This is a genomic window from Parasphingorhabdus litoris DSM 22379 (assembly GCF_020906275.1).
GTDB lineage: Bacteria > Pseudomonadota > Alphaproteobacteria > Sphingomonadales > Sphingomonadaceae > Parasphingorhabdus > Parasphingorhabdus litoris.
Genome location: NZ_CP086727.1, coordinates 918,616 through 940,351 on the forward strand (window position 1 = coordinate 918,616; position 21,736 = coordinate 940,351).

General features: G+C 52.1%; 20 protein-coding genes. 13 read left to right on the forward strand and 7 right to left on the reverse strand.

From position 1 onward, the window contains the following. Nucleotides 1-6 precede the first annotated feature (6 nt). On the reverse strand, nt 7-864 hold the full coding sequence (locus tag BS29_RS04560) for a hypothetical protein (protein ID WP_229956038.1): 858 nt from the start codon (nt 862-864) through the stop codon (nt 7-9). Nucleotides 865-1,083: 219 nt separating this feature from the next. Here BS29_RS04560 and BS29_RS04565 point away from each other — a divergent pair, with 219 nt between their 5' ends. Both BS29_RS04565 and BS29_RS04570 read left to right on the forward strand, forming a co-directional pair. Next, the gene (locus BS29_RS04565) at nt 1,084-2,478 is read left to right on the forward strand and encodes a cytochrome P450 (protein ID WP_229956039.1); all 1,395 of its coding nucleotides are present in this window, start codon (nt 1,084-1,086) and stop codon (nt 2,476-2,478) included. A gap of 288 nt (nt 2,479-2,766) precedes the next feature. Beyond that, nucleotides 2,767-3,396, forward strand: a complete 630-nt coding sequence (locus tag BS29_RS04570) for a TylF/MycF family methyltransferase (protein WP_229956040.1) — start codon at nt 2,767-2,769, stop codon at nt 3,394-3,396. Between the two features lie 41 nt (nt 3,397-3,437). Here BS29_RS04570 and ppc read toward each other — a convergent pair whose 3' ends face one another. Beyond that, entirely contained in the window at nt 3,438-6,155 is a 2,718-nt protein-coding gene (ppc, locus tag BS29_RS04575; RefSeq protein ID WP_229956041.1) for a phosphoenolpyruvate carboxylase, read from the reverse strand. 241 nt (nt 6,156-6,396) lie between these two features. Then, entirely contained in the window at nt 6,397-6,963 is a 567-nt protein-coding gene (locus BS29_RS04580) for an HNH endonuclease (protein ID WP_229956042.1), read from the reverse strand. A 97-nt stretch (nt 6,964-7,060) separates the two neighbouring features. Here BS29_RS04580 and gluQRS point away from each other — a divergent pair, with 97 nt between their 5' ends. The 5 genes from gluQRS (at nt 7,061) to egtD (ending at nt 11,144) form a co-directional block, all read left to right on the forward strand. Next, nucleotides 7,061-7,951, forward strand: a complete 891-nt coding sequence (gene gluQRS, locus BS29_RS04585) for a tRNA glutamyl-Q(34) synthetase GluQRS (RefSeq protein WP_229956043.1) — start codon at nt 7,061-7,063, stop codon at nt 7,949-7,951. Nucleotides 7,952-7,960: 9 nt separating this feature from the next. Further along, entirely contained in the window at nt 7,961-8,191 is a 231-nt protein-coding gene (locus BS29_RS04590; protein WP_229956044.1) for an HIG1 domain-containing protein, read from the forward strand. Nucleotides 8,192-8,203: 12 nt separating this feature from the next. Then, nucleotides 8,204-8,782, forward strand: coding sequence for a cob(I)yrinic acid a,c-diamide adenosyltransferase (locus BS29_RS04595; RefSeq protein ID WP_229956045.1), 579 nt, complete (start codon nt 8,204-8,206; stop codon nt 8,780-8,782). A gap of 201 nt (nt 8,783-8,983) precedes the next feature. Then, a complete protein-coding gene (gene egtB / locus BS29_RS04600) occupies nt 8,984-10,135 on the forward strand; it encodes an ergothioneine biosynthesis protein EgtB (protein WP_229956046.1) in 1,152 nt (383 codons plus the stop codon). 49 nt (nt 10,136-10,184) lie between these two features. Further along, complete coding sequence (gene egtD, locus BS29_RS04605) at nt 10,185-11,144, forward strand: L-histidine N(alpha)-methyltransferase (protein WP_229956047.1); 960 nt, start codon at nt 10,185-10,187, stop codon at nt 11,142-11,144. A gap of 25 nt (nt 11,145-11,169) precedes the next feature. On the opposite strand, the gene BS29_RS04610 is transcribed toward egtD, so the two are convergent. Then, nucleotides 11,170-12,285: a DUF1176 domain-containing protein gene (locus tag BS29_RS04610; protein ID WP_229956048.1), complete on the reverse strand. Its 1,116-nt coding sequence runs from the start codon at nt 12,283-12,285 to the stop codon at nt 11,170-11,172. Between the two features lie 91 nt (nt 12,286-12,376). On the opposite strand from BS29_RS04610, the gene BS29_RS04615 reads away from it, so the two are divergent. Genes BS29_RS04615 through BS29_RS04635 form a run of 5 tightly spaced genes read left to right on the forward strand, consistent with a single transcriptional unit; the run spans nt 12,377 to nt 17,700 of the window. After that, on the forward strand, nt 12,377-13,246 hold the full coding sequence (locus BS29_RS04615; protein WP_229956049.1) for a 3-hydroxyacyl-CoA dehydrogenase NAD-binding domain-containing protein: 870 nt from the start codon (nt 12,377-12,379) through the stop codon (nt 13,244-13,246). A gap of 37 nt (nt 13,247-13,283) precedes the next feature. After that, nucleotides 13,284-14,429 (forward strand): epoxide hydrolase family protein, encoded by a 1,146-nt coding sequence (locus BS29_RS04620; RefSeq protein WP_229956050.1) that lies wholly within the window; start codon nt 13,284-13,286, stop codon nt 14,427-14,429. 33 nt (nt 14,430-14,462) lie between these two features. After that, nucleotides 14,463-15,356 carry an ABC transporter permease gene (locus BS29_RS04625; RefSeq protein WP_229956051.1) on the forward strand — a complete coding sequence of 298 codons (894 nt, stop codon included), beginning with the start codon at nt 14,463-14,465 and terminating at the stop codon, nt 15,354-15,356. After that, complete coding sequence (locus BS29_RS04630; protein ID WP_229956052.1) at nt 15,353-16,153, forward strand: ABC transporter permease; 801 nt, start codon at nt 15,353-15,355, stop codon at nt 16,151-16,153. Before BS29_RS04625 ends, BS29_RS04630 begins: the two co-directional genes overlap by 4 nt. Nucleotides 16,154-16,173: 20 nt before the next feature. Then, on the forward strand, nt 16,174-17,700 hold the full coding sequence (locus tag BS29_RS04635) for an ATP-binding cassette domain-containing protein (RefSeq protein WP_229956053.1): 1,527 nt from the start codon (nt 16,174-16,176) through the stop codon (nt 17,698-17,700). A gap of 85 nt (nt 17,701-17,785) precedes the next feature. On the opposite strand, the gene BS29_RS04640 is transcribed toward BS29_RS04635, so the two are convergent. Beyond that, the gene (locus BS29_RS04640) at nt 17,786-18,562 is read right to left on the reverse strand and encodes a TorF family putative porin (RefSeq protein ID WP_229956054.1); all 777 of its coding nucleotides are present in this window, start codon (nt 18,560-18,562) and stop codon (nt 17,786-17,788) included. A 237-nt stretch (nt 18,563-18,799) separates the two neighbouring features. Between BS29_RS04640 and BS29_RS04645 the strand changes: the two genes are divergently transcribed. Continuing rightward, the gene (locus tag BS29_RS04645; protein ID WP_229956055.1) at nt 18,800-19,189 is read left to right on the forward strand and encodes a hypothetical protein; all 390 of its coding nucleotides are present in this window, start codon (nt 18,800-18,802) and stop codon (nt 19,187-19,189) included. 4 nt (nt 19,190-19,193) lie between these two features. Here BS29_RS04645 and BS29_RS04650 read toward each other — a convergent pair whose 3' ends face one another. Then, nucleotides 19,194-20,489, reverse strand: coding sequence for a mechanosensitive ion channel family protein (locus BS29_RS04650; RefSeq protein ID WP_229956056.1), 1,296 nt, complete (start codon nt 20,487-20,489; stop codon nt 19,194-19,196). Continuing rightward, entirely contained in the window at nt 20,486-21,685 is a 1,200-nt protein-coding gene (metC, locus tag BS29_RS04655) for a cystathionine beta-lyase (protein WP_229956057.1), read from the reverse strand. The genes BS29_RS04650 and metC overlap by 4 nt, the downstream gene beginning before the upstream one ends. Between the last annotated feature and the right edge of the window lie 51 nt (nt 21,686-21,736).

Consider the following 21,736-nt stretch of genomic DNA (forward strand, 5'->3'; position numbering starts at 1 on the left):
AGAGGCTCAATCGTCATTCACGTTTCGCCGCGATACTTCACCGCGTGATGATCGTCGCGGCGTTGAACGTGCAACAGGCGCTGATCGTTGTCTTGCAGCAGGGCGGGCTTGTTGGCTGCGGCGTTCGGAGCGGACGCTATTGCCTTGCCGATTTGCAGCACGGCGTGCTTGTCTTGCCTCGCCGCGGCGTTGGCCACGTATAGCGCCGTCCCGCAAACCGGCACGGCCCGTCCGCGCGCCGGCTGTTCGATTGCCTTCACTAGCCCTGCGTTCACGCCTTTCTGCCCGCCGTTGCTGGCGTTCGGCACGCTGCTCCGGCGTCATGTTACGGAGCCTTTCTGCTCTACGCTCTTGGCGCTGCGCACGCTCTTCCGGTGTCATGTTGCGTCGGCGTTCGGCTCTGCGTTCACGGCGTCCGGCATGTTGTTCTGGCGTTAAATTTCGGCGACGCTCCGCTTGACGATCGCGGCGCTTTGCGCGTTGTTCCGGGGTAAGGTCGCGCCATTTTTCAGCGCGTCTTCTGTCTTTGCGCCAGCCATATTCCGCCCGTTTCCGTGCCCAATGGCGACGATGATGCCGCTTCATCGCATAGCGTGAACCGCGGCGGTCAAAAATATAGATGCCGTAACCGGGATAGTAAAAACTGTCATACCAGCCGCCGCCGAATCCGATATTGGCGTAACCATAGCCGTCGTCGCAGGCGTAATAATCATCAAATAGTCCATAAGGGTCACAGGCATAGCCTGCGCCATTCACATAACCGTCACCATAAGTTCCGTCGCCATAGGCACAGGCGCTCAGTGCAAATAGGGCACCGCCCATCATTGCCGGTTTCAAAAGTCTTCCGAGTGAAAAATGCGCCATGGCCATACCCCTCTTTACGTCGGCACCGCGGCGAGAATATGCGCATGTCGAGCGTTGTCTTTGACTTACCGGATTTTGCCCCTTGCGTCCGGATGGTTTTCTTACTGCCCTATTTTGTAACATTGATGGATTGAATTGGAAATGAACACAGATGCTTGCTGACATTAATGAAAGTAGCTATTATGGTCGCCTTACCCTCGTAATTTAGGAGTTTTTACTTTGGCCAGCGCAGCAAAAGCCCATGGGCATCTCTACACAGAGGCCGCCAATCCGCATTGGGTAAAACCGCCGAGTAAAGAGGCTTTGGCCCATATCCCGGGCGAAGACGGGCTCCCGATCATTGGCTCCACTCTGAAGCTCATTAAGGATCCCATCAGTTTCGGCAGGCAAATGTTCGAAAAATATGGTTCCGTCTATCGAACCTATAATTTTGGCAAAGATAATGTGACGCTACTTGGCGCAGATGCGACCGAGCTGGTATTGTTCAACAAGGACAAGATATTCTCCAGCGAACAGGGTTGGGGGCCGGTGCTCAACAATCTTTTCCCGCGAGGACTGATGTTGATGGATTTCGAGCGCCACCGGGCCGATCGGAAAGCGCTTTCCGTTGCTTTCAAGCCTGGACCAATGAAGCATCATTGCAAGGTTCTAAATGAAGGCATTATCGAGCGTGTTGGCGAGTGGAGCGGGACGGGTTTTAAATTTTATCCTGCAATTAAATCATTGTCACTTGATACCGCGGCCAGCGCTATCCTGGGCATTCCCTGGGGGCCGGAAGCGGACAAGATCAACAAGGCTTTTGTCGATGAAGTACAAGCTTCTGTCGGTGTTGCGCGTTCGCCGATCCCGTTCACGAAAATGTGGCGCGGGGTGAAGGCGCGAGAATATTTGCTCAGCTATTTCACGCCCGAGGTAAAGAAGCGACGTGAGACGGGCGGCGAGGATATTTTTACCCAAATCTGCCTGGCGACCCATGAAGATGGGGAGCTGCTGACGGAAGATGAAGTTGTTGATCACATGAACTTCCTGATGATGGCGGCGCACGACACGATCACTTCGTCGGCGACCAGCATGACCTATTTGCTCGCAAAGCATCCGGAATGGCAGGAAAAGGTGCGTCAAGAATGTCTGAGCGTGGCTCCCGCTGGCCAGTCCTTGGCCTATGAGGATCTGGGCAAGCTGGAACTCACGGAAATGGCATTTAAGGAATCACTCCGTATGATCCCGCCGGTGCCGAGCATGCCGCGCCGTGCGATCAAGGAATTTACGTTCCGCAATTATACCATTCCTGCTGGTACAAATATCGGAATCAGTCCGCAATTTGTGCACAAGATGGAAAAGCACTGGCCAAATCCCACTAAATTTGATCCGATGCGCTTTACGCCGGAAAATTCCGCCGGAAGGCACAAATATGCATGGGTTCCTTTTGGTGGAGGTGCTCATATGTGCTTGGGCCTGCATTTCGCTTATATGCAAATTAAGATCCTGATGCACGCTATGCTGACACAGAATCGGATCGTGCTGTCTGGTGGTCCGGATTACGAACCAAATTGGCAGGTCTTTCCGATCCCGCAGCCTAGGGATGGTCTGCCCGTCCGTTTGGAAGCGCTCTGATTCCAAAACTGTGCGGTAAAAGGGCCATATCGGAGGGGGTATTGACGATCTGTCAGTTGGCGAAGAGTTTGCTCTGTGATCCTTGGCGGTCGTTTCATCGCAATACTGTGCATTTTTCGGGTTCTGGGGTCGGGCTTGGGATAGAATAGGAATTGGATTTCATCGGTTTCTATCTATTATCAGCGTATGCCAACGCCCACCGGATTGCGGCCATTTGCAAGGCATCTGCGTAACAGAATTATCAGCCATGACCTTTCGCGGCTTGCCCGTTCTGTGAGAAAGGACGGCTTGACTTATCTTTCGCCGTCGAAGCTGCTCAGAATTGAGAAGGCTCTCCGGTCTGTCAGTGATGTCGAAGGCGATTTCGCTGAATTTGGGGTGGCGCTAGGAGGATCGGCGATACTGATTGCGAGCCAATGTCGCGCCCGCTCCATTCCCGGCCAATTCCATGGGTTGGATGTTTTCGGAATGATCCCGGAACCCACATCCGAAAAAGATGATCCCAAGTCGAAATCACGTTATGCGGCGATCAAATCCGGTACATCGCGCGGCATTGATGGTCAGCAATATTATGGATACCGCGATGATCTGCTGGCAGACGTTAAAGACAGCTTTGCTCAATATGGTTTGACCGTGGGTGAAGACGGTATTTTTCTCTACAAAGGACTGTTTGAGCATAGCTGGCCGACCGTGAAAGTGAACAGCCTCGCTTTTGCCCATGTGGATTGCGACTGGTACGAGCCTGTATCCTATTGCTTGGGGGCAATTGCCGCAAAACTCAGCCCCGGCGGCGTAATCGTGATCGATGATTTTCACGACTATGGCGGTTGTAGAAACGCGGTTGAGGAGTTTTTGGCACAGAATCCCTCCTATAAATTTGAAGACGGTGCCAATCCGGTCTTGCGGCTTGAAGCTTGAAACAGTCTCTCCCTCGGGCAGGAACTCAGTAAGCTCTCATTCTACCCACTATTCCTCAGTGCCGTCGCAATAGCATTAAGCGACAATTGTATGCCTTCCCCAATGCGCGGATCGTCTTCTCCGGCACGTAGACGTTTCATCAATTCAATCTGCAAGTGATTAAGTGGTTCAATATAGGGCAGACGCAATTCGATGCTGTTGAACAGCGCAGGGTTCTTGGCCAGCAAGTGGGGCTGGTCGGTGATCTCCAATAAGATATCGCGGGTTTGTTCCCAGCCGGAACGGATACGATTGAAATAGCTCTCTCGTATGACTTCATCTTCAACCAGTTCGGCATAGCGAGCCGCAATACCCATGTCGGACTTGGCGAGAACCATTTCCATGTTGGACAGCGTTGCCATAAAAAAGGGCCAGCTTTGCGCCATATCTTTCAGTTTCTCAACGTCATCATGGGCGCTGAGTGCCTGACCAACGCCATACCAGCCCGGTAACATCACCCGCGCCTGTGCCCAGCTAAAGACCCAGGGGATGGCGCGCAAATCTTCAATTTTGTCGCTTTTTGTCCGGCTGGCCGGGCGGGACCCGATTTTCAGCTTTGCGATTTCTGTGAGCGGTGTCATTTGACGGAAGAAGGTCCTGAAACTGTCGTTACCATAAACTAGGTCTCGATATTCTGCGAAAGCGGTTTGCGAAATCTGGTTCATCGCTTCGGCAAAGCCAGCCTGGACCTTTTCTTCGGATGGATCGGGCTCAAGCGAACGGAGCAAAACTGCCGATGTCATTGCCTCAAGATTGGCTTCAGCTACCGCCATTGTGCCATATTTCGCAGCAATGACTTCGCCCTGTTCGGTAATCCTGATACGCCCGTCTACAGTGCCTTTGGGCTGCGCTTTGATCGCGCCAAAGGCAGAGCCGCCACCGCGACCGACCGCACCGCCACGGCCGTGGAACAACTGCATTTTTACACCAGCATTATCAAACACGGGTGTTAGCGCTTGGCTGGCTTTGAACAGGCTCCAGGTCGAGGTCAGATAACCGCCATCCTTGTTGCTGTCCGAATAGCCGATCATGACTTCCTGAGCGCCGCGGGCACGCGTCAGGGCCTGCATTTCCGGTAGTGCAAAAAAGTCGGTCATGACTTGCGGTGCATTTTCCAAGTCTGCAACGGTCTCAAACAGGGGCACGGCCATGATTGGGCAGGTTGGTGCTGCGCTATTGTCGGCCGAAGCGCGGTATAGGCCCGCCTCCATCAGCAGAACATAAACTTCCAAGATATCGGAAACAGTTTCACCGTTGCTGATGTTGTAGTTGACGATAACCTCAGGTCCATATTGATCATGGGCCTCGGCCGCAGCGCGCAGGATAGACAATTCTTTTGCCGTCTCTTCGCTATAGTTGATCCATTGGCTCACCAGCGGGCGATTATTCGCCAGTTCCTGCCGAAGGATCTTTACACGCGCATCTTCGTCTAGACTGAGGTAATCGTCTTCTACGCCGGCCTCGGCGAGCAGTTCGGCAACAACTCGCTCATGGATACGGCTGTTTTGACGCATATCGAGCGTGGCGAGGTGAAATCCGAACAGTTCAACTGTGCGAATGAGACGACCCAGAGCGCCCGATGTTGCAAAGACACCTTTGCCGCCAGAACGTAAGCCGTGCGCCAGTGTAACCAGATCTTTGCGCAGTTGCTGCGGATTTTCGTAGGGGTCTGCAGCAATTGGTGAAGGGCGTCCGGGAACATGGCCGCATAGTTTCAAATGGGTGGCGGAAAGACGCGCATAGATACCGGAAAGAGCGCGCCGATAGGGTTCGTCTTTGCGGCTTGGGGCATCATCACCGCTGGCTTCAGCCAAGGCTAATACTTCTTGCGGAACATCCGCGAGCTCTGTGGAAATACTCAGTTCCGCGCCCATTGCATGGATACGGGCAAGATAATAGCCGATGACAGTTTCTGCAGCGCGCGACAAAGCTTCGCGCATCGCATCGGCGTCGACAAACGGGTTACCGTCGCGGTCACCGCCAATCCAGCTGCCGAGTTTTAGAAAGTTGGGTAGGCGAGCGCCGAGTACTTTTTCCCATTTGCCATAAAGTTTCGGCAGTACGGGTAGAAATACATCGCGCATATAACTCTGTGAAATCTGCACCTCATCGGTTACAAACAGACGCTCGCGACGCAGCGGCCTTGTCTGCCAAAGCAGTGCGATTTGCCGCATGATGGCTTCGTCAAGTACGTCGCCTTGGGGCGTGGTGTCCGCTCCGGCATCTTTCATCAGCAACAATTCGGCAATCCGCGCCTTATGATCGATCATGCTCTTACGCCGGACCTCGGTAGGATGGGCGGTCAACACGGGCGCGATCAGGGCATCGTCGAGCACGGCCAATATCGCTTTTTCATCAACCCCTTCACTAGCCAGTTTTTCAATGGCCTCAGTGACGCTGGCACCTTCTTCTGCGGCCACTCCTTGACGATCCTCAGCGAGATTGGCGAGCAAAGAAAACAGCATGAAACCGCGTACAAAAGCTGTGGTTTCGTCCAGTGACAATGCATCAAGGCCTGGATCAATTGCCTCTGCATCAGCGACACCGCGATGGCGATCGACGCTGGTCGAGCGAATATACTCGGTGCGACGATAAAGCTCTTCACCGCCATAAGAACGGATTACATCACCGAGCAATTTGCCGAGATATTTAATGTCAGGATTTTGGCGAACGACCAGTGAAGGTGTTGCCGATGAATCGTTGGGGAGGTTATCAGTCATGCCGCGTAGCTGCACGGCTGTGACAACGTGGTCAAGAAAATCCTGATGATCGTAAAAATTGATACGATCTCGGCTGATGCAGAACTTTTCTCATTAAGCTTAGGACAGACATATTGGCGCAAAATAGAAAGGGCTCAACCACTTTCGAAGAAGGACTCCTATCACACCATGTTTTCAATCAGCTTGACCTTTTGACTTTCCATTTGCTCTAATCGAGGACAGCTAAAAAGCTGCAGGCTTTTTAGCCTTCTAGTTCGATGTCCCAATAGAGCCAGTCATGCCATGTTTCGTGCAGGAAATTCGGCGGGAAAGCACGGCCATGTTCCTGAAGCTGCCAGTTAGTTGGTTTAATCGGTTTGTTCGACAGCTGCATATGCGCTTCTTTTGGCGTCCGGCCGCCCTTTTTCAGGTTGCAGGGCAGACAAGCCGTCGCGACATTTTCCCAGGTTGTTCTTCCCTTTTGGCGGCGGGGAATGACATGGTCGAAAGTTAAATTGTCCAAGCTGCCGCAATATTGGCAAGTAAATTTGTCTCGCAGAAACAGATTAAATCGAGTGAAGGCAGGATATTCGGAAGGCTTCACGTAGTTTTTCAGCGCGATAACCGAGGGAATTTTCATGTCGAGATTCGGACTATGTACCTCGCGTTCATAGCTGGAAACAATATTAACTCGGTCCAAAAACACAGCCTTGATCGCGGTTTGCCATGGCCAAAGGCTTAAGGGATAATAAGATAGCGGCGTATAGTCAGCGTTCAGCACCAGTGACGGGCAACTTTCAGGATGCCGCAACAGGTCGGGATGATACATAGTCTAACTACTCCCTTAGTCTTTGACTGTATGCTCTTTATCCGCAAGAACATGACATGATCATTACAACTGACATGCAAAGAACATTATCTGCCCTATGACGTCAAGGGGAGATGTTAACCAAGATATTGTGGTGCGCTTTGCGCCAAGCCCCAACGGATTGTTGCATTTGGGGCATGCTTATGCTGCCTGCATCGCTCATGACTATGCACGCAGCCGTAGCGGGAAGCTGCTGTTGAGGATTGAAGACATCGATCGCGGACGCAGCAAGCCAGAGTTTATCAAGGCCATATTGTCAGACTTGCGCTGGCTCGGGCTTGACTGGGACGGAGACCCCATTTTCCAATCCCAACGGTTTGACAGTTATCTAGAAGCGTTCAAAAAATTGAACGAAAAAAGGCTGCTCTACCCGTGTTTTTGTACCCGATCATCAATGCGAGCGATTCAGGAAAAAGAAACACTGGCAGACGGGCCAGATGGTCCGATTTATCCAGGTACCTGTCGAGGCCTTGATCGAGATGAAATTGCAGAACGGTTGGAGCGCGAACCCCATAGTTGGCGGCTGGATGTTGCAAAAGCCATGCTTCAAGCCGGCGAATTGACTTGGTCGGACGAACGATGTGGACAACAAATTGCCGATCCGGAGGCACTTGGCGACATTGTACTCATACCCAAGGATATACCGGTCAGCTATCATCTGGCGGTTACTCTTGACGATGCGCGGGATGGAATCACCCACGTCGTGCGCGGCTCAGATCTATTCGCGTCCACACATATTCACCGGTTGTTGCAAGCCTTGTTGAATTTGCCGACCCCTATCTATGTCCATCATCCGGTTTTACTGGACGAAACAGGAGCCAAGCTGTCGAAAAGTCGTGATTCTGCATCTTTAGCCGTATTGCGCGAACAAGGGGGCGACGGATACCTATTGGCCCGTGAATTGCGGAAAAATATATTCCCGGTTGGAATTACTGCTTCGAAGGACTAATTGTCATTTATGAGCTATGTACTGATATTGCTAATTTTGCTGGCGGCGGGTGCCGTTGTCTATGCTTTGGTCCGGGGCCTGATCGCTTTCGTAAACATGGAGCCCGAAGATGTTGACGCTGAAGGGGTGACTGCTTCTCACAAAAAGCAGAATGAAATGATGTTCGCACGCGTTAAATATCAGGCTCTTGCCGTGATTTTGGTGGCCTTGCTTCTCTTGCTTGCAGGTGGTCAAAGCTAGGGCCACAAAGCGATGGTTAAGCTCAATAAAATATACACAAAGACGGGTGACGATGGCACAACGGGGCTGGTCGACGGTTCTCGTATTGCCAAAAATGATCAGCGTATGGCCGCCATTGGCGATGTTGATGAGCTTAACAGCGCGCTTGGATTGGCAGTCTGTGACATTGCTGATGCAGCACTGGCCAAATCGATGCGGGTGATTCAGAATGATCTATTCGATCTCGGTGCCGATCTTGCAACGCCCGCAGGTGAGGGGGACGATTTTATGCCATCGGAAATAGTCTTACGGGTTGTCCCTTCGCAGGTTGAACGGCTTGAGGCCGAGATTGATGCGTTCAATGATGGTCTTGATCCGCTGACAAGTTTCATTCTGCCGGGTGGAGAAAAGGCTGCTGCAAGCATACACCTGGCTAGGGCAATCGCGCGGCGGGCGGAACGGACCGCCGTGGGCGCTGCACAGGTGATGGCGATTAACCCGCAAGCCTTGGCCTATATTAACCGGCTGTCGGATTACCTTTTTGTCCTTGGGCGGGTACTCAATAATGGCGGTAAAGCCGACATTTTATGGGTTCCCGGCGCATCCCGCTGACGCATTCACGCTTCGCTAAAATGCACCAAGATTGATATATTTGCACCAGGTTGGCGCGAATATAAGCAGTTGACCCCAAAGCCGTTCGCTCTATGTTCTACAGGCATCGAACAAATCGACGGAGTAGAACTAATCGCTCGCCAAGCCGAAACCCACAGGACAACGCCTGCGACTGTTCTTGAGACCGCCCGAAAGCAAGATTTGTTGAGCAAGTTTGAGAATGTGCGCTCTCATAGCATCTCACTTATCGCGGGATTGAGCGATGCGGATAGCACCGCTCAATCAATGGATGACGCTTCACCCGCCAAATGGCATTTGGCGCATACAAGTTGGTTTTTCGAAACCTTCCTGCTCCGCGACAATGTATCGGAATACCGATTATTTGATGACGACTATGCCTTTTTGTTCAACAGCTACTATGAAGCTGAGGGTGCCCGGCATGCACGACCTGAGCGCGGATTGTTAACCCGGCCATCCCTTCAAGAGATATTAGATTATCGGGCGCATGTTGATGCCGCGATGGTCGAGGCAATGGATGGTTTCTCCTCCCAATTGCTAGGCTTGGTTGAACTCGGACTGCATCATGAGCAGCAGCACCAGGAGCTTTTGCTAACCGACATATTGGATCTATTCTCACGCAATCCGATTGGGCCCTCCTTGCTGGAACCAAAGCCGCGTCCCGCGATTATCGATACCCCATTAGGTTGGATTGAAGGTGCGAGCGGTGTCCAATCCATTGGTCATGAGGGAAATGGATTTGCCTTTGATTGTGAAGGCCCGCGCCATGAAGTAATGTTACATCCTCATATGATCGCTAATCGGCCGGTCACAAATGGAGAGTGGCAGGCCTTTATTGCTGATGGTGGGTATCGTGATCCACGCCATTGGCTTTCCGATGGTTGGTCCTGGGTACAAGAGCAAAATATCCATGCCCCGCTTCATTGGCGAGAGCGTGATGGCGTGACTGAAGAATTTACCTTGCAGGGTTGGCGCGAGATTATTCTATGTGCGCCTGTCCGCCATATCAGCCTTTTCGAAGCCGATGCTTATGCTTCTTGGGCGGATGCCCGGCTTCCGACCGAAGCGGAATGGGAAGTCGCTGCAGAAAATGGATTGCCTGATATTGGCAGCGTTTGGGAATGGACTGGCAGCGCCTATCGTCCCTATCCCGGTTTCCAGGCGGCTGAAGGCGCCGTCGGCGAATATAATGGCAAATTCATGTCCGGACAGTTTGTATTGAAAGGCGGCAGTGTCGCGACACCATCCGGCCATATGCGCCATAGCTATCGTAACTTCTTTTACCCCCACCAGCGCTGGCAATTTACTGGCTTGCGTCTTGCCAAAGATATCTGAGGCAAAAGATATCTGACCCTTTCACCCTGACTGCCGAGGACGGTTTTTCATGGATATGACAACGAGCCGGGTTGATCCGGCATTTCGCGAAGATGTTCGTCGCTGCTTTGATGACGAAAGCCATGCAATTCCTGCGCGCTGGCTCTATGATCATGCTGGCTCGGAGCTGTTCGAGCAGATTACTGAGCTCCCGGAATATTATCCAACGCGCACTGAAACCGCCTTGCTCAAGAGCTACTGCAGCGAAGTGGCGGATATTGGTGGCAAAGGGCGCGCCGTTATTGAATTTGGCTCTGGTAGCTCAACTAAGACACCGCATCTCATTCGTGCGATACAGTCTGCTGCTTATGTGCCGATTGATATCTCGGGTGAATTTCTCGCTGCCAGTGCAGCACAATTTCAGGAACAATTTCCCGAGCTTCCCATTTATCCGCTGGAAGCAGATTTCATGCGGCGGATAAATCTTCCGGCTGAAGTCTCTGATATACCGAAACTTGGATTTTTCCCAGGTTCAACTATCGGCAACATGGTTGCACGCACTTCGGTTGATTTGCTTTGTTTCATGCGTGAGACATTGGGTATAGGGTCACAGTTGCTCATCGGGTTTGACCGGATCAAAGATCCCGATGTTCTTGTTGCAGCCTATGACGACAGTGCCGGCGTTACGGCGCAATTTTCGCTGAATTTGCTTCACCGAATTAATCGCGAGATGAACAGCGATATAGCTGTCGATCAATTTCGTCATATAGCGATTTGGAATGACCTGTATGCGAGAATTGAAATTTATCTTGAGGCCCAGTCAGACATTGGTTTCTCGATCGACGCGCGCCACTATCAAATGGCCAAAGGACAGCAAATCCATATCGAGAACAGTCACAAATATGGCCTACGCGATGCGCGGTTGATGCTGCGGGCTGGTGGTTGGTCACCAGTTAAGGAATGGAGCGATGAAAACGACTATTTCTCGCTGGTTCTTGCAGAAGCGCGGCCGCATAGAAATGCACCCTGATCGCGTCTTCGAAGCCTAAACGTCTTTATTCGCTTTCAGGCTCTTTTTGCGCAATCGGCCCTTCGATGTTCTTATATTCTGCGCGCCAGGTTGTGATCCACCTTATAACGCCGCGACATTCACGCATGCTATTCGCATGGATCAATCGAAATTTTTCACCATCCCAGATATAGTTCTCTGAATTACCGCAATCACCAATGCCGCGGCCTTTCGCAAAGCTGCTTAATATCTGTCGATCTTCGTCCCATTGCGCGTTCACCAACAGAGGTGGCCGATCTTCACCACCCCATGATGGCTGTAAATCATAGGTTGCTGGTCGAAAAGCCCAGCTAGCACCTTCTTTTTCATCACCCTTTATTTCGCCAATATAGGCAGCGCTGGAAAAATTGTAGGCGCCGGAGCCACAAGACATCAAAACTAATGCGCGGTAGCGACCGTCCTTTTGACCCAGTGGAAAAATTTGGTCCTCAATCAAGCCGAATCTACTGTCTTTGCAAGGTGAATTCTCAACCAGATCAACTATTTCACTTGTTGCGGGAATTCGTTGTGCGGGTGCCCATGGTTGAACCGAAACAACAGGGAAATGTTTTTCAACAGGCCTGTAACTTCGACGTCCTTTGGCAATTAATGCCGTCGGTGTGCGGGTTCTTTTCTGTTGCTGATCGATATAGCGCAAGGCAGCTGTCGAGCCTGACAGGGATATTTTCTTGAGACTATCCCCATTTGCGGCTTGTACTTCCAATTTTTGACCGCGTGCGATCGCAATAGTTAGTTTCTTGGCATTGTCACCAACAATCTGAATGGGATCATCTTGCTCGACCATTTTTCCGCTATTTACGACTTTGCCGTCAATAACTATTCGATAGCCTTCAATATCGGCTACCTGCAACGGGGCCTGCACCGTCAATTTATCATCAACTCCGGCTGCGCGGCTGATGATGATCGGTCCGCCCCATTCCTCAAAGCCTTTTTCAACATCAAAGACCAGTGAGATCGCTTCACAATCACCGTGATTGTCACAACCTACAGTCCAGTCTTTAAAGACTTTAACTTCACCCGGCACGGGAATGGGTTGCTCATCGCTGGCCGTTGTGGTGGCTGCAAGGGCCAGCAGGGCCATAGTGGAAATAATAGGGGACATATTTGTAATCTAGCCAGTTTGCTCGACAATCGCTAGTGCCTTGTTACATCAGCATTAACATGCAGGTTATGATGAGAAAAAGGGACAATCAATGAAATCAATCGGCATTATCGGATCAGGTCAAATGGGTGCAGGTATTGCGCAAGTTTCTGCGCAGGCAGGATATCACGTATATTTGTCCGACATGAACCAGGAAATCGCCGAAAAGGCCAAGGCTGGAATTGCTAAGCAATTGTCGCGACTGGTTGAAAAAGAAAAAATTGCCCAGCAGGCAGCTCAAACCGCTCTCGACCGGATAGAAACAATTGGCTCACTGGATCCCATGGCCAGTGCCGATATAATCATTGAAGCTGCTACCGAGCGGGAAGATATCAAACGCCAGATTTTTGGAGCCGCTTCGGAGGTTCTGGGCCATCAAGCATTATTGGCCACGAACACATCTTCGATATCCATTACTCGGCTGGCGCAGGCGGTCAAAGACCCTTCCCGATTCATTGGCGTACATTTTTTCAATCCGGTTCCCTTGATGGGCCTAGTCGAAGTTATTCGTGGCCTGGCGACTAGCGACCAAAGTGTTGCCATGGCCAACAGCTATGTCAAAGCGCTTGGAAAACAAGCCGTTTTGGCGAAAGATTCTCCCTGTTTCGTGGTCAACAGGATATTGCTTCCCATGCTCAATGAGGCATTTTTTGCATTGGGTGAGGGTACAGCATCGATGGAAGATATTGATCGCGGTGTGCAGCTAGGTCTTGGTCATCCCATGGGGCCTATCACCTTGGCCGATATGATTGGGCTAGATACTTTGCTGGAAATATTGCGCGTGCTGCAAAATGATTTTGGCGATCCGAAATACCGACCCGCACCGATATTGCTTAAATATGTTGAAGCAGGTTGGCTCGGTCGGAAAACCGGTAAGGGTTTTTATGACTATTCGGGTGAGGTGCCGGTGCCTACAATGTAACCCGACGATAGTAGCTGGATGAAATGGAGGCGGTGCGATGAGCGATGAAATCAGGGATTTCCAGGTTGATATTCCGCAATCGGCCTTGGATGATTTGCAAGCCCGATTGGCGCTCACACGCTGGCCCGACCCGGAACCTGTGGACGATTGGTCCCAGGGCATTCCCTTGGCTTATATTCAGCAAGTGACTGATTACTGGCGAGAAAAATATGATTGGCGGCGCTGTGAAGCGGCCTTGAATCAATATCCGCATCACATGACGGAAATTGATGGTGTGGATATTCATTTCATGCATATCCGGTCACCCGAGGCTGATGCACGACCGCTGATCATGACGCATGGCTGGCCGGGCTCGATTGTCGAATTTATGGACGTGATTGGCCCGCTGACGGATCCGGTGGCGCATGGCGGTGATGAGAAAGATGCCTATCATCTCGTTGTTCCTTCGCTGCCTGGCTATGGATTTTCGGGCAAACCGACCGAAACCGGATGGGGGGCGGAGAAGATCGCGCGCGCTTGGGATGTGTTGATGACACGGCTGGGCTATAATCGCTATTTTGCGCAAGGCGGCGATTGGGGGGCACTAGTGACCTCTGCCATCGGGGTGGAAAATCTTGGATCTTGTGCCGGCATCCATATCAACCTCGTCGTGGTGGGGACGCCGCCTGAAGAGGTGATGAAAAGCCCGACACCAGAAGAACAGGCGTCGCTTGCGCGGTTCACGGAATATCAAACGCAAGGCGGCGGTTACGCAGAAATCCAGCGTACCAAACCGCAAACATTAGGTTACGGCCTGGCTGACTCGCCCGTGGGCCAGTTGGCTTGGGTGTTAGAGAAATTTCAGGGTTGGTCCGACGGCGCGATGACACCCGATGACAGTTTTGATCGCGACCGGCTGCTCGATAACATCATGCTCTACTGGCTCAATAATGCCGGGGCGTCCTCGGCGCGTCTCTATCGCGAGAGCTTTGGCAATCCCAATGTCGATCCTGTCGATCTCGCTACAGGATGCAGTATTTTCCCCAATGAGATAATGGCGCCGTCCCGTCGCTGGGCGGAGCAGCGATTCAAGAATCTCAAATATTGGGGTGAAGCTGAAAAAGGTGGTCATTTCGCTGCGATGGAAGTGCCGGAATTGTTTATCAACGAAGTGCGCGGCTGTTTTGGCCAGATGGAACTGTAACACCTCATGCTAGCGCTGGTCGCAAGGCGGTTAATGACAGCGATCCCGACGCTGCTTGCGATTATATTGGCTTCTTTTTTTCTGATGAGATTGGCCCCTGGCGGACCGTTTGATGGGGAGCGGCCGTTACCACCTGAAACCCAGGCGGCCTTGCAAACCACCTACGGCCTGGACAAACCGCTTTGGGAACAGGCCTGGATGTACATCTCGCGATTGGTACAGGGCGATTTCGGGCCGTCCTTGGTGTATCGGGATTTTACGGTTTCTGAGTTGGTGGCGCAGGGATTGCTGATTTCGTTGACCCTTGGTGGTTTGGCGATAGCTTTGGCTTTGTTGATTGGGATTTCCGCTGGTCTGTTCGCCGCGGTTCGAGCCGGAAAAGCGGCGGACAAACTAATCATGATGTTCGCGACTGTTGCAACAGCTTTACCCACGTTTGTAACCGGGCCGGCACTGGCCCTGTTTTTTGGGCTTTGGCTTGGGCTGTTGCCGGTTTCTGGTATAGGAGAAGGCTGGTCTTGGCTTATCTTACCGGTTGTAGCTTTGGCACTCCCGGTGTCCGGCGCTATTGCGAAATTGACCCGAGCTGGCCTCGCGACTGTCTTGAAACAGGATCATATTCGCACCGCGAGAGCGCGAGGTTTGTCGGAAACAAAGATCCTTTTCAAACACGGCTTGCGCCCGGCGTTGGTGCCGGTGGCCAGCTATCTCGGGCCGGCAGCAGCTGGTCTGCTCACCGGAGCGGTAGTTGTCGAAACCGTATTCGGCCTGCCGGGATTGGGCCGCTATTTTGTTCAGGGAGCGCTCAACCGGGACTATCCACTGGTTCTTGGCGTGGTGACGCTTTACGCCTCCCTGATCATTGCGTTTAACCTCTTTGCCGATCTCATCTACGGTTGGCTTGATCCGCGGATGCGGGAAGGATGAGGGCGCTTTTACATCGCGACCACTGGCCGCTGTGGGTGGTGTTAACGGTCGTTGCATTGGCGCTGGTCCTGCCACTCGTTTTGCCGTGGACCTATGATCAGATTGATTGGGATGCTGTGCGTGCGCCAGTCTTTAGTGGGTCCCATATATTTGGCACAGACGAAATAGGCCGTGACCGGCTAGCGCGCTTGGCGGCAGGAACCCGTGTTACTCTGATGGTCGCTGTGGCAGCTGCTTTGGTATCGCTTATCGTTGGCATAGCTTGGGGCGCAGTTGCTGGTTGGGTCGGCGGCAAGGTAGATGAAGCGATGATGCGGTTTGTTGATGCGCTTTATGCCTTGCCTTTCATGTTCATCGTTATTCTCCTCATGGTGATATTTGGTCGTTCGATTTTGCTGGTTTTCGTCGGTATCGGATTGGTCGAATGGCTAACCATGGCGCGTGTGGTGCGCGGACAGGTCATGGCCCTTAAACAGCGCCCGTTCATACTGGCGGCTGAAGCTGCCGGCACGTCGCCATTGGCCATCATAATGAAACATGTCTTGCCCAATATTGCTGGCGTCGCGCTGGCCTATCTTATGCTCACAGTGCCGCAAGTGGTGATGGTCGAAAGCTTCCTGTCTTTCCTCGGTTTGGGCGTTCAGGAACCGCTGACCTCGCTGGGTATATTGGTAAAGGAAGGCGCTGACGACATGGATATGACACCGCTGGGGCTCTTTTTGCCAGGCGGGTTGCTTGTGTTACTGCTGGTATGCCTCACGATAGAGGGCGAGCGCTTGCGAGACATATACTCATGAGCCTCTATGAGATACGAGATATGGCCATCTCAATTGATGGCAAACGGCTCGTCGACAGTGTCAATATCTCGGTTGAAACTGGCAAATGTACAGCGATTATCGGGGCTTCCGGTTCTGGAAAAAGCCTATCCTGCCTTACGCCTTTTGGTCTTACGCCCGGGGTTACTGATGGTTCCATCAAACTGGACGGGATTGAGCTTAGCGACGCGAGTGCTGATCAAATGCACCACGCCCGTAGCCGGTTAACCGGATTTGTTTTCCAGCAGTCATTGACCGCGCTGACACCCCATTTGACTATCGGTGCTCAGCTCCAGGAGGCAGCTATACAAGCCGGTTCATCGCGACAGTCGCGGAATGAATTGGCTGAGAAGCTGAAGCGTGTCGGTTTGTCGCGGGCTGATGAACGACTGGATCAGTTCCCGCACCGGCTTTCGGGCGGAGAGCGGCAGCGGGTCATGATTGCGGCAGCTATCGCACATCGTCCCAAATTGCTGATAGCAGATGAACCAACCAGCGCCTTGGATGCCAGCTTGCGCGGGGAGATTATGGCGTTGCTCGATGAATTGCGCGCAGAACAAGGTCTCGCAATGCTGCTCGTTAGCCATGATCTTGCGTCCGTAGAGGGGCATTCCGATGATCTTGTCGTGATGGAGCAGGGTAGGGTGGTCGAAACCGGTCCCACAACTGCCGTTATCGCCAATCCAAGGCAGGATTATACGCGCCGCTTGATCGCCGCTACTCCGCGCTTGATGGAGCCGGCGCCCAACCTTCCCAAAACCGGCGATGTATTGATGGAAGCTCATGCCGCTACCGTTATTTTCCCAAAACCTGGCTGGCGGCGCGGCAAGATAGTGGCTGTTTCTGATGCCAGCCTAACAGTCAGAGAAGGCGAAGCGGTTGCAATTGTCGGAGGCTCTGGTTCGGGCAAATCGACATTGGGCAGGGCAATAGCCGGCATTGGCCCGCTGACTGCCGGAACGGTCAAGTGGCAAAATAACATATTGCCTGAACGCCGCGCACGCAGTTTGACGATGCGCAGCCTGATTCAACCCGTGTTTCAGGACCCGGTGGCGAGCCTTGATCCACAGTGGAAGGTACGGGACATCATATCGGAGCCGTTAAAGAACTTAAAACCGGAATTGATCCCGGCAGATCGTGAGAAGATGGTTGTCAAAGCGTTGGATGACGTGGGCCTTGATACTGGATTTCTTGATCGAAGGCCAAGCAGCTTGTCTGGCGGGCAGGCACAGCGCGTGGCGATTGCGCGGGCAATAATTGCCAGTCCGCAACTATTGGTTCTCGATGAAGCGACGTCGGCGTTGGATCCATTGGTTGGATCATCTATTTTGCAATTGCTGGCAGAACTGCAAGAGTCCCGAAAGCTCAGCATAATTTTCATAACGCATGACATCGCTTCGGCGCGGCGGCTTTGTCACCGCATCATAGTGCTGGATGAGGGACATATTGTTGAAGAGGGCGACTCAGCTCAAGTGATAGGTAGTCCAAACGCCGAAACGACGAAAAAATTGATTGCCGCAAGCGTGTAGACACAAAAAAGAAGGCCATTCCATATCCCAGAATGGCCTTCCACATTGTGACGAACCTGTTTGTGAATTCAAAACCCGAATGGGCTTAGAAGGCTACGCCCAAAGTAAACACAACAGCACTATCAGTGAAATTGTTGACTGAAGGTGCATCTGTATCTGTGTAGGCTACACTGGCAGTCAGGTTTTCTGTGATTGCCCAGTCTGCACCCAGTGTCCAATCGATATAGTTATTGTCGCCAATAACGCCGACAGGATTACCTAACGAACCGTCATTGATGCCAATATTCGCATTGAGCGAGATCGGCGTGTTTGGAATTCCGCCGGAAACGCCGGTATAGATGTAGACGTTGTCGTCATCGCCAAGGCTGGCCTGAGACCAGGCATAGGCGATACCGGTGGTGAGCTCGACTGGACCAATGGTTGTCGATACCGAGGCATAAGGTTCGAAATAGTCACTTGGACCAGCCGCTCCGCCTTCGCCATTGGGATAAACATAGTAGAGCAGGCCAACGTCTAATGTCAGACCATCGGTAACGTCGCCGGACCAGCCGCCGTAAAGGTCAAGCTCGGTGTGGCCAAAGGTCGCACTGTCTTCGATCGAAGACGCCCATGTGCCAATGTAGAAACCACTTTCATGAGAAACGTCTATACCGCCTTGTACAGCGATATCGCCGTCTGAGAAAGACAGACCGCGGAAGCGATAATCAGATGTGATTGCAGCATTACCGGAAATTGTAATTCCGCTGCCTTCAACTTCTTGAGCGAAGGCGGGAGCCGCTGTTGTTGTAAATAGGATGGCCGAAAGACCGATGATCCCCGATTTAGTTTTTTTGCCAAATGTGGCTTTTGTGGACGTGCGCATGAAAATCCCTTTCTGGTTGATGCGTATCGCCCCTCCTGGAATTTGTCCCGGTTGTCTTTTTATTGCGTCAACAAGGCTGACGACAGACAATCTCAAAACATGCAGGAAAAAACTGCATCATATTGCTGCGCTGCACAACAGAAAAATGACAGCAAATATGACATATTTTGATAGTGTGGCAATCAAGCCACAGTAAGGTAGAAGACCGTAATTCTGCGTGTTTAGGGCTTATTAACCATGAGCTTATATCGCGGTGTGATGTCAAAGATTGATTCCATTGAAAAAGCAAATGGCGAGGGAGATCCCTTTGCCGAGAGCTTTGCGCGGCTAAAAGCGGTCGAGTCGGTTGCCGGTTTGGTGGCCAATATGGCTGGGCGAGAAGAGGGTGTTTCATTCACTGTTTCGGACCCTATTGTTATGGAATCTGCCTATCGGGATAGTTTCCCGATGACCCAGAAGCGGTTTGACCGTGGATGTGATGATTTGGCTGTTATGGCACAGACGGGCGCCAAAGCTTTGTTGCAGCTAAATTCAGCCGGTCGCAATCGTGTCGATATTGCGGCTCAGCGCCTCATGCGCGAAATCCAGATGACTGGTCGCCGGACGCTCGACTTGCTTCAAAAATAAACCGTCATTCGGCCGAAAGCTTTACTGTCCCTTTATCCGGCAGTGACTTGATATGGACGTCGCGCTGCGGGAACGGAATTTCGACATCATGTTCTTTGAACAAATCCCAAACCCGTTTCAATACGGCTGCCTTGAAATTGCCAACGCCTGATTCCGGATCTTTGATCCAGCATCTGATTTCAAAATTCACACTGTTGTCACCAAATTCCAGCATCCAGACCACCGGCTTTGGGTGATTAAGCACGCGCGGGACATCGACGCAGGCTTGTTTCATCAATTCAATAACCTGATCCATATCGCTGTCATAAGAGACACCGACTGGAATGCTGATCCGCACATTTTTGTTGGAATATGACCAGTTTTCAACTTCCTGGGTCATCAGGTTTTCGTTGGGAATCAGATGTTCTTTCCCTTCGCGGGTAAGGACCGAAACCGCACGCACACCGATTTTATTGACCCAACCAAAGCTGTCACCAACGGCAATCACATCGCCGGGTTTGATCGAACGATCCATCAGCAAAATGATCCCGGCGATCAAGTTACCAATTGTCTTCTGCATCCCGAAACCAATAGCCAAACCAAAGGCGCCGGAGAAAACTGCTAGGGCAGTGAGATCAATCCCGAGAACATCGAGGCCGAGGATGAAGGCCGCACCCAAAATCGCAACCGTCGCAAGCTTCTGACCCAGCACCTTTTGCGCACCGTCCAGCTGGCTGTTCGCGATCACGTGACCAACCAGTTTCAGCAACACGCGCGCAATCGCGAGCAATATGACCGCGGTCATGATCGTGGTGACAACGGCCAATAGCGAAATGCGATTAGTACCGACATCGAGACCGACCCGTTCCAGCGCAATAGTAATACGGTCAATATTGCCCACCAAACCGAGGGCGGCCGTAATGAAAACTGTGAGCCCCATGACCGTCCCCAGCCAATCAGGCATTCGCACGCCGCGGATCAGGTCATTGGTGAATAGGCCCATGGTGATAGCGATGGTCAAGGCAAAGACCACCTGAGGGATAAGCTGCCAATCCCATATCGACAGAAAAAAGCCGGATAATATGAAGGTTGTGGCACGCCGCGTCATGTCACGGATGCGCCTTCCTGCTAGGTCACTTTCATAGCCGGCTCGAGTTTCCCAAATGTGGCGTAGTTTTGGACCGATATACTTGCTGAGGAACCAGCCGGACAAAAGCGCCAGCGCAACCAGGCTCACGGCGACCGCGCTTTCTATATATTGCACATTGCGCGGCGTATCCGGCGCTAGAGATTCAATGTAACCAAGAATGTCTTGCATCATAAGCTATTGTTATAGTGTTCAAACGCTTTGGCAAGATCAGTGATCAAATCGCCCGGGTCTTCAAGCCCGATGTTCAATCGAACCAGAGCACCTTTCATTTCCCATTTTGTCGCTGTGCGATATTTTTCCGGATCGACAGGTAGGGCCAGACTCTCAAAGCCGCCCCAACTATAGCCAATTCCGAACAAGCTCAGCGCGTCAATAAATGCTGCGCGCGATGTTTCGTCACCTCCTGTTAGCTCGAATGAAAAAAGTCCGGATGATCCATTGAAATCGCGTTTCCAAATTTCATGGCCGGGACAATCAAGCAGCGCGGGATGTAGAACCCGTCCAACTTCCGGTCGGTCTTTCAGCCAATGTGCAACGGTGAGTGCTGACTGTTCATGCTGCTTCAATCGGACTTCCAAAGTTCGCAAACCGCGCGCAGCAAGATAAGCATCATCGGGCGAGACCACTTGACCAAGCTGTTGCGCCGTCCGTCTGAGCCGGGTCCAATATTTCTCATGGGTCGTGGCTGCACCCATCATCACGTCGCTATGACCAACGATATATTTGGTGGCCGCTACGATGGAGATATCGACACCTTTTTCCAGTGCTGGGAAAAAACGGGATGTTGCCCATGTGTTGTCGAGCAGCGTTACGATGCCGGCGGCACGGGCGGCCTTGCAAATGGCCGGGACGTCCTGCACTTCAAAGGTCAAGCTTCCTGGGCTTTCCAGTAGTACCGCTTTGGTTTTGTTGGTAAAAAGACCTGATATGTCTTCGCCGGTCAATGGGTCATAATAGTGCGCAGTGACACCCATGCGTTTCAGGAACGCGTCTGCATAGCTGCGGCTTGGGTCGTAGCTGCTGTCCGTAAGCAGCACCTCGTCTCCCGGTTTGAGTACCGCTAGCATTGCACAGGCAATAGCGGCCACGCCGGAAGGATAAAGCATGGTTCCAGTGGCTCCCGGTTCCATCTCGGTAAGGGCTTCCGCCAGAGACCATTGGGTGGGGGAACCGCGGCGACCATAGAAAAAGCGTCCATCTTCGTTATTTTTAACGCCGGCCCGCAAATCTGCGACCGTGTCATAGAGATGGGTACTTCCACGCCAAACTGGCGGATTGACAATAGCGCCGGTCCATTCCTTGCGCCTGCCGCTCGTAACGGCCTGGGTGGCTGGACTATTGGTGGGTTTGTCTTTGCTTTTGGCCAATTGTTATCCCGCTAGCCCTGAGCCTGTCGAAGGGCACTTCTTGACTAGAGA

What these genes read in the sequence shown, in the direction of transcription:
- BS29_RS04560 (WP_229956038.1), bottom strand. Translation starts at nt 864, where the DNA reads ATGGCGCATTTTTCACTCGGAAGACTTTTGAAACCGGCAATGATGGGC.
- ppc (WP_229956041.1), bottom strand. Translation starts at nt 6,155, where the DNA reads ATGACTGATAACCTCCCCAACGATTCATCGGCAACACCTTCACTGGTC.
- BS29_RS04580 (WP_229956042.1), bottom strand. Translation starts at nt 6,963, where the DNA reads ATGTATCATCCCGACCTGTTGCGGCATCCTGAAAGTTGCCCGTCACTG.
- gluQRS (WP_229956043.1), top strand. Translation starts at nt 7,061, where the DNA reads ATGACGTCAAGGGGAGATGTTAACCAAGATATTGTGGTGCGCTTTGCG.
- BS29_RS04590 (WP_229956044.1), top strand. Translation starts at nt 7,961, where the DNA reads ATGAGCTATGTACTGATATTGCTAATTTTGCTGGCGGCGGGTGCCGTT.
- BS29_RS04595 (WP_229956045.1), top strand. Translation starts at nt 8,204, where the DNA reads ATGGTTAAGCTCAATAAAATATACACAAAGACGGGTGACGATGGCACA.
- egtD (WP_229956047.1), top strand. Translation starts at nt 10,185, where the DNA reads ATGGATATGACAACGAGCCGGGTTGATCCGGCATTTCGCGAAGATGTT.
- BS29_RS04610 (WP_229956048.1), bottom strand. Translation starts at nt 12,285, where the DNA reads ATGTCCCCTATTATTTCCACTATGGCCCTGCTGGCCCTTGCAGCCACC.
- BS29_RS04615 (WP_229956049.1), top strand. Translation starts at nt 12,377, where the DNA reads ATGAAATCAATCGGCATTATCGGATCAGGTCAAATGGGTGCAGGTATT.
- BS29_RS04620 (WP_229956050.1), top strand. Translation starts at nt 13,284, where the DNA reads ATGAGCGATGAAATCAGGGATTTCCAGGTTGATATTCCGCAATCGGCC.
- BS29_RS04625 (WP_229956051.1), top strand. Translation starts at nt 14,463, where the DNA reads ATGACAGCGATCCCGACGCTGCTTGCGATTATATTGGCTTCTTTTTTT.
- BS29_RS04630 (WP_229956052.1), top strand. Translation starts at nt 15,353, where the DNA reads ATGAGGGCGCTTTTACATCGCGACCACTGGCCGCTGTGGGTGGTGTTA.
- BS29_RS04635 (WP_229956053.1), top strand. Translation starts at nt 16,174, where the DNA reads ATGGCCATCTCAATTGATGGCAAACGGCTCGTCGACAGTGTCAATATC.
- BS29_RS04640 (WP_229956054.1), bottom strand. Translation starts at nt 18,562, where the DNA reads ATGCGCACGTCCACAAAAGCCACATTTGGCAAAAAAACTAAATCGGGG.
- BS29_RS04645 (WP_229956055.1), top strand. Translation starts at nt 18,800, where the DNA reads ATGAGCTTATATCGCGGTGTGATGTCAAAGATTGATTCCATTGAAAAA.
- BS29_RS04650 (WP_229956056.1), bottom strand. Translation starts at nt 20,489, where the DNA reads ATGATGCAAGACATTCTTGGTTACATTGAATCTCTAGCGCCGGATACG.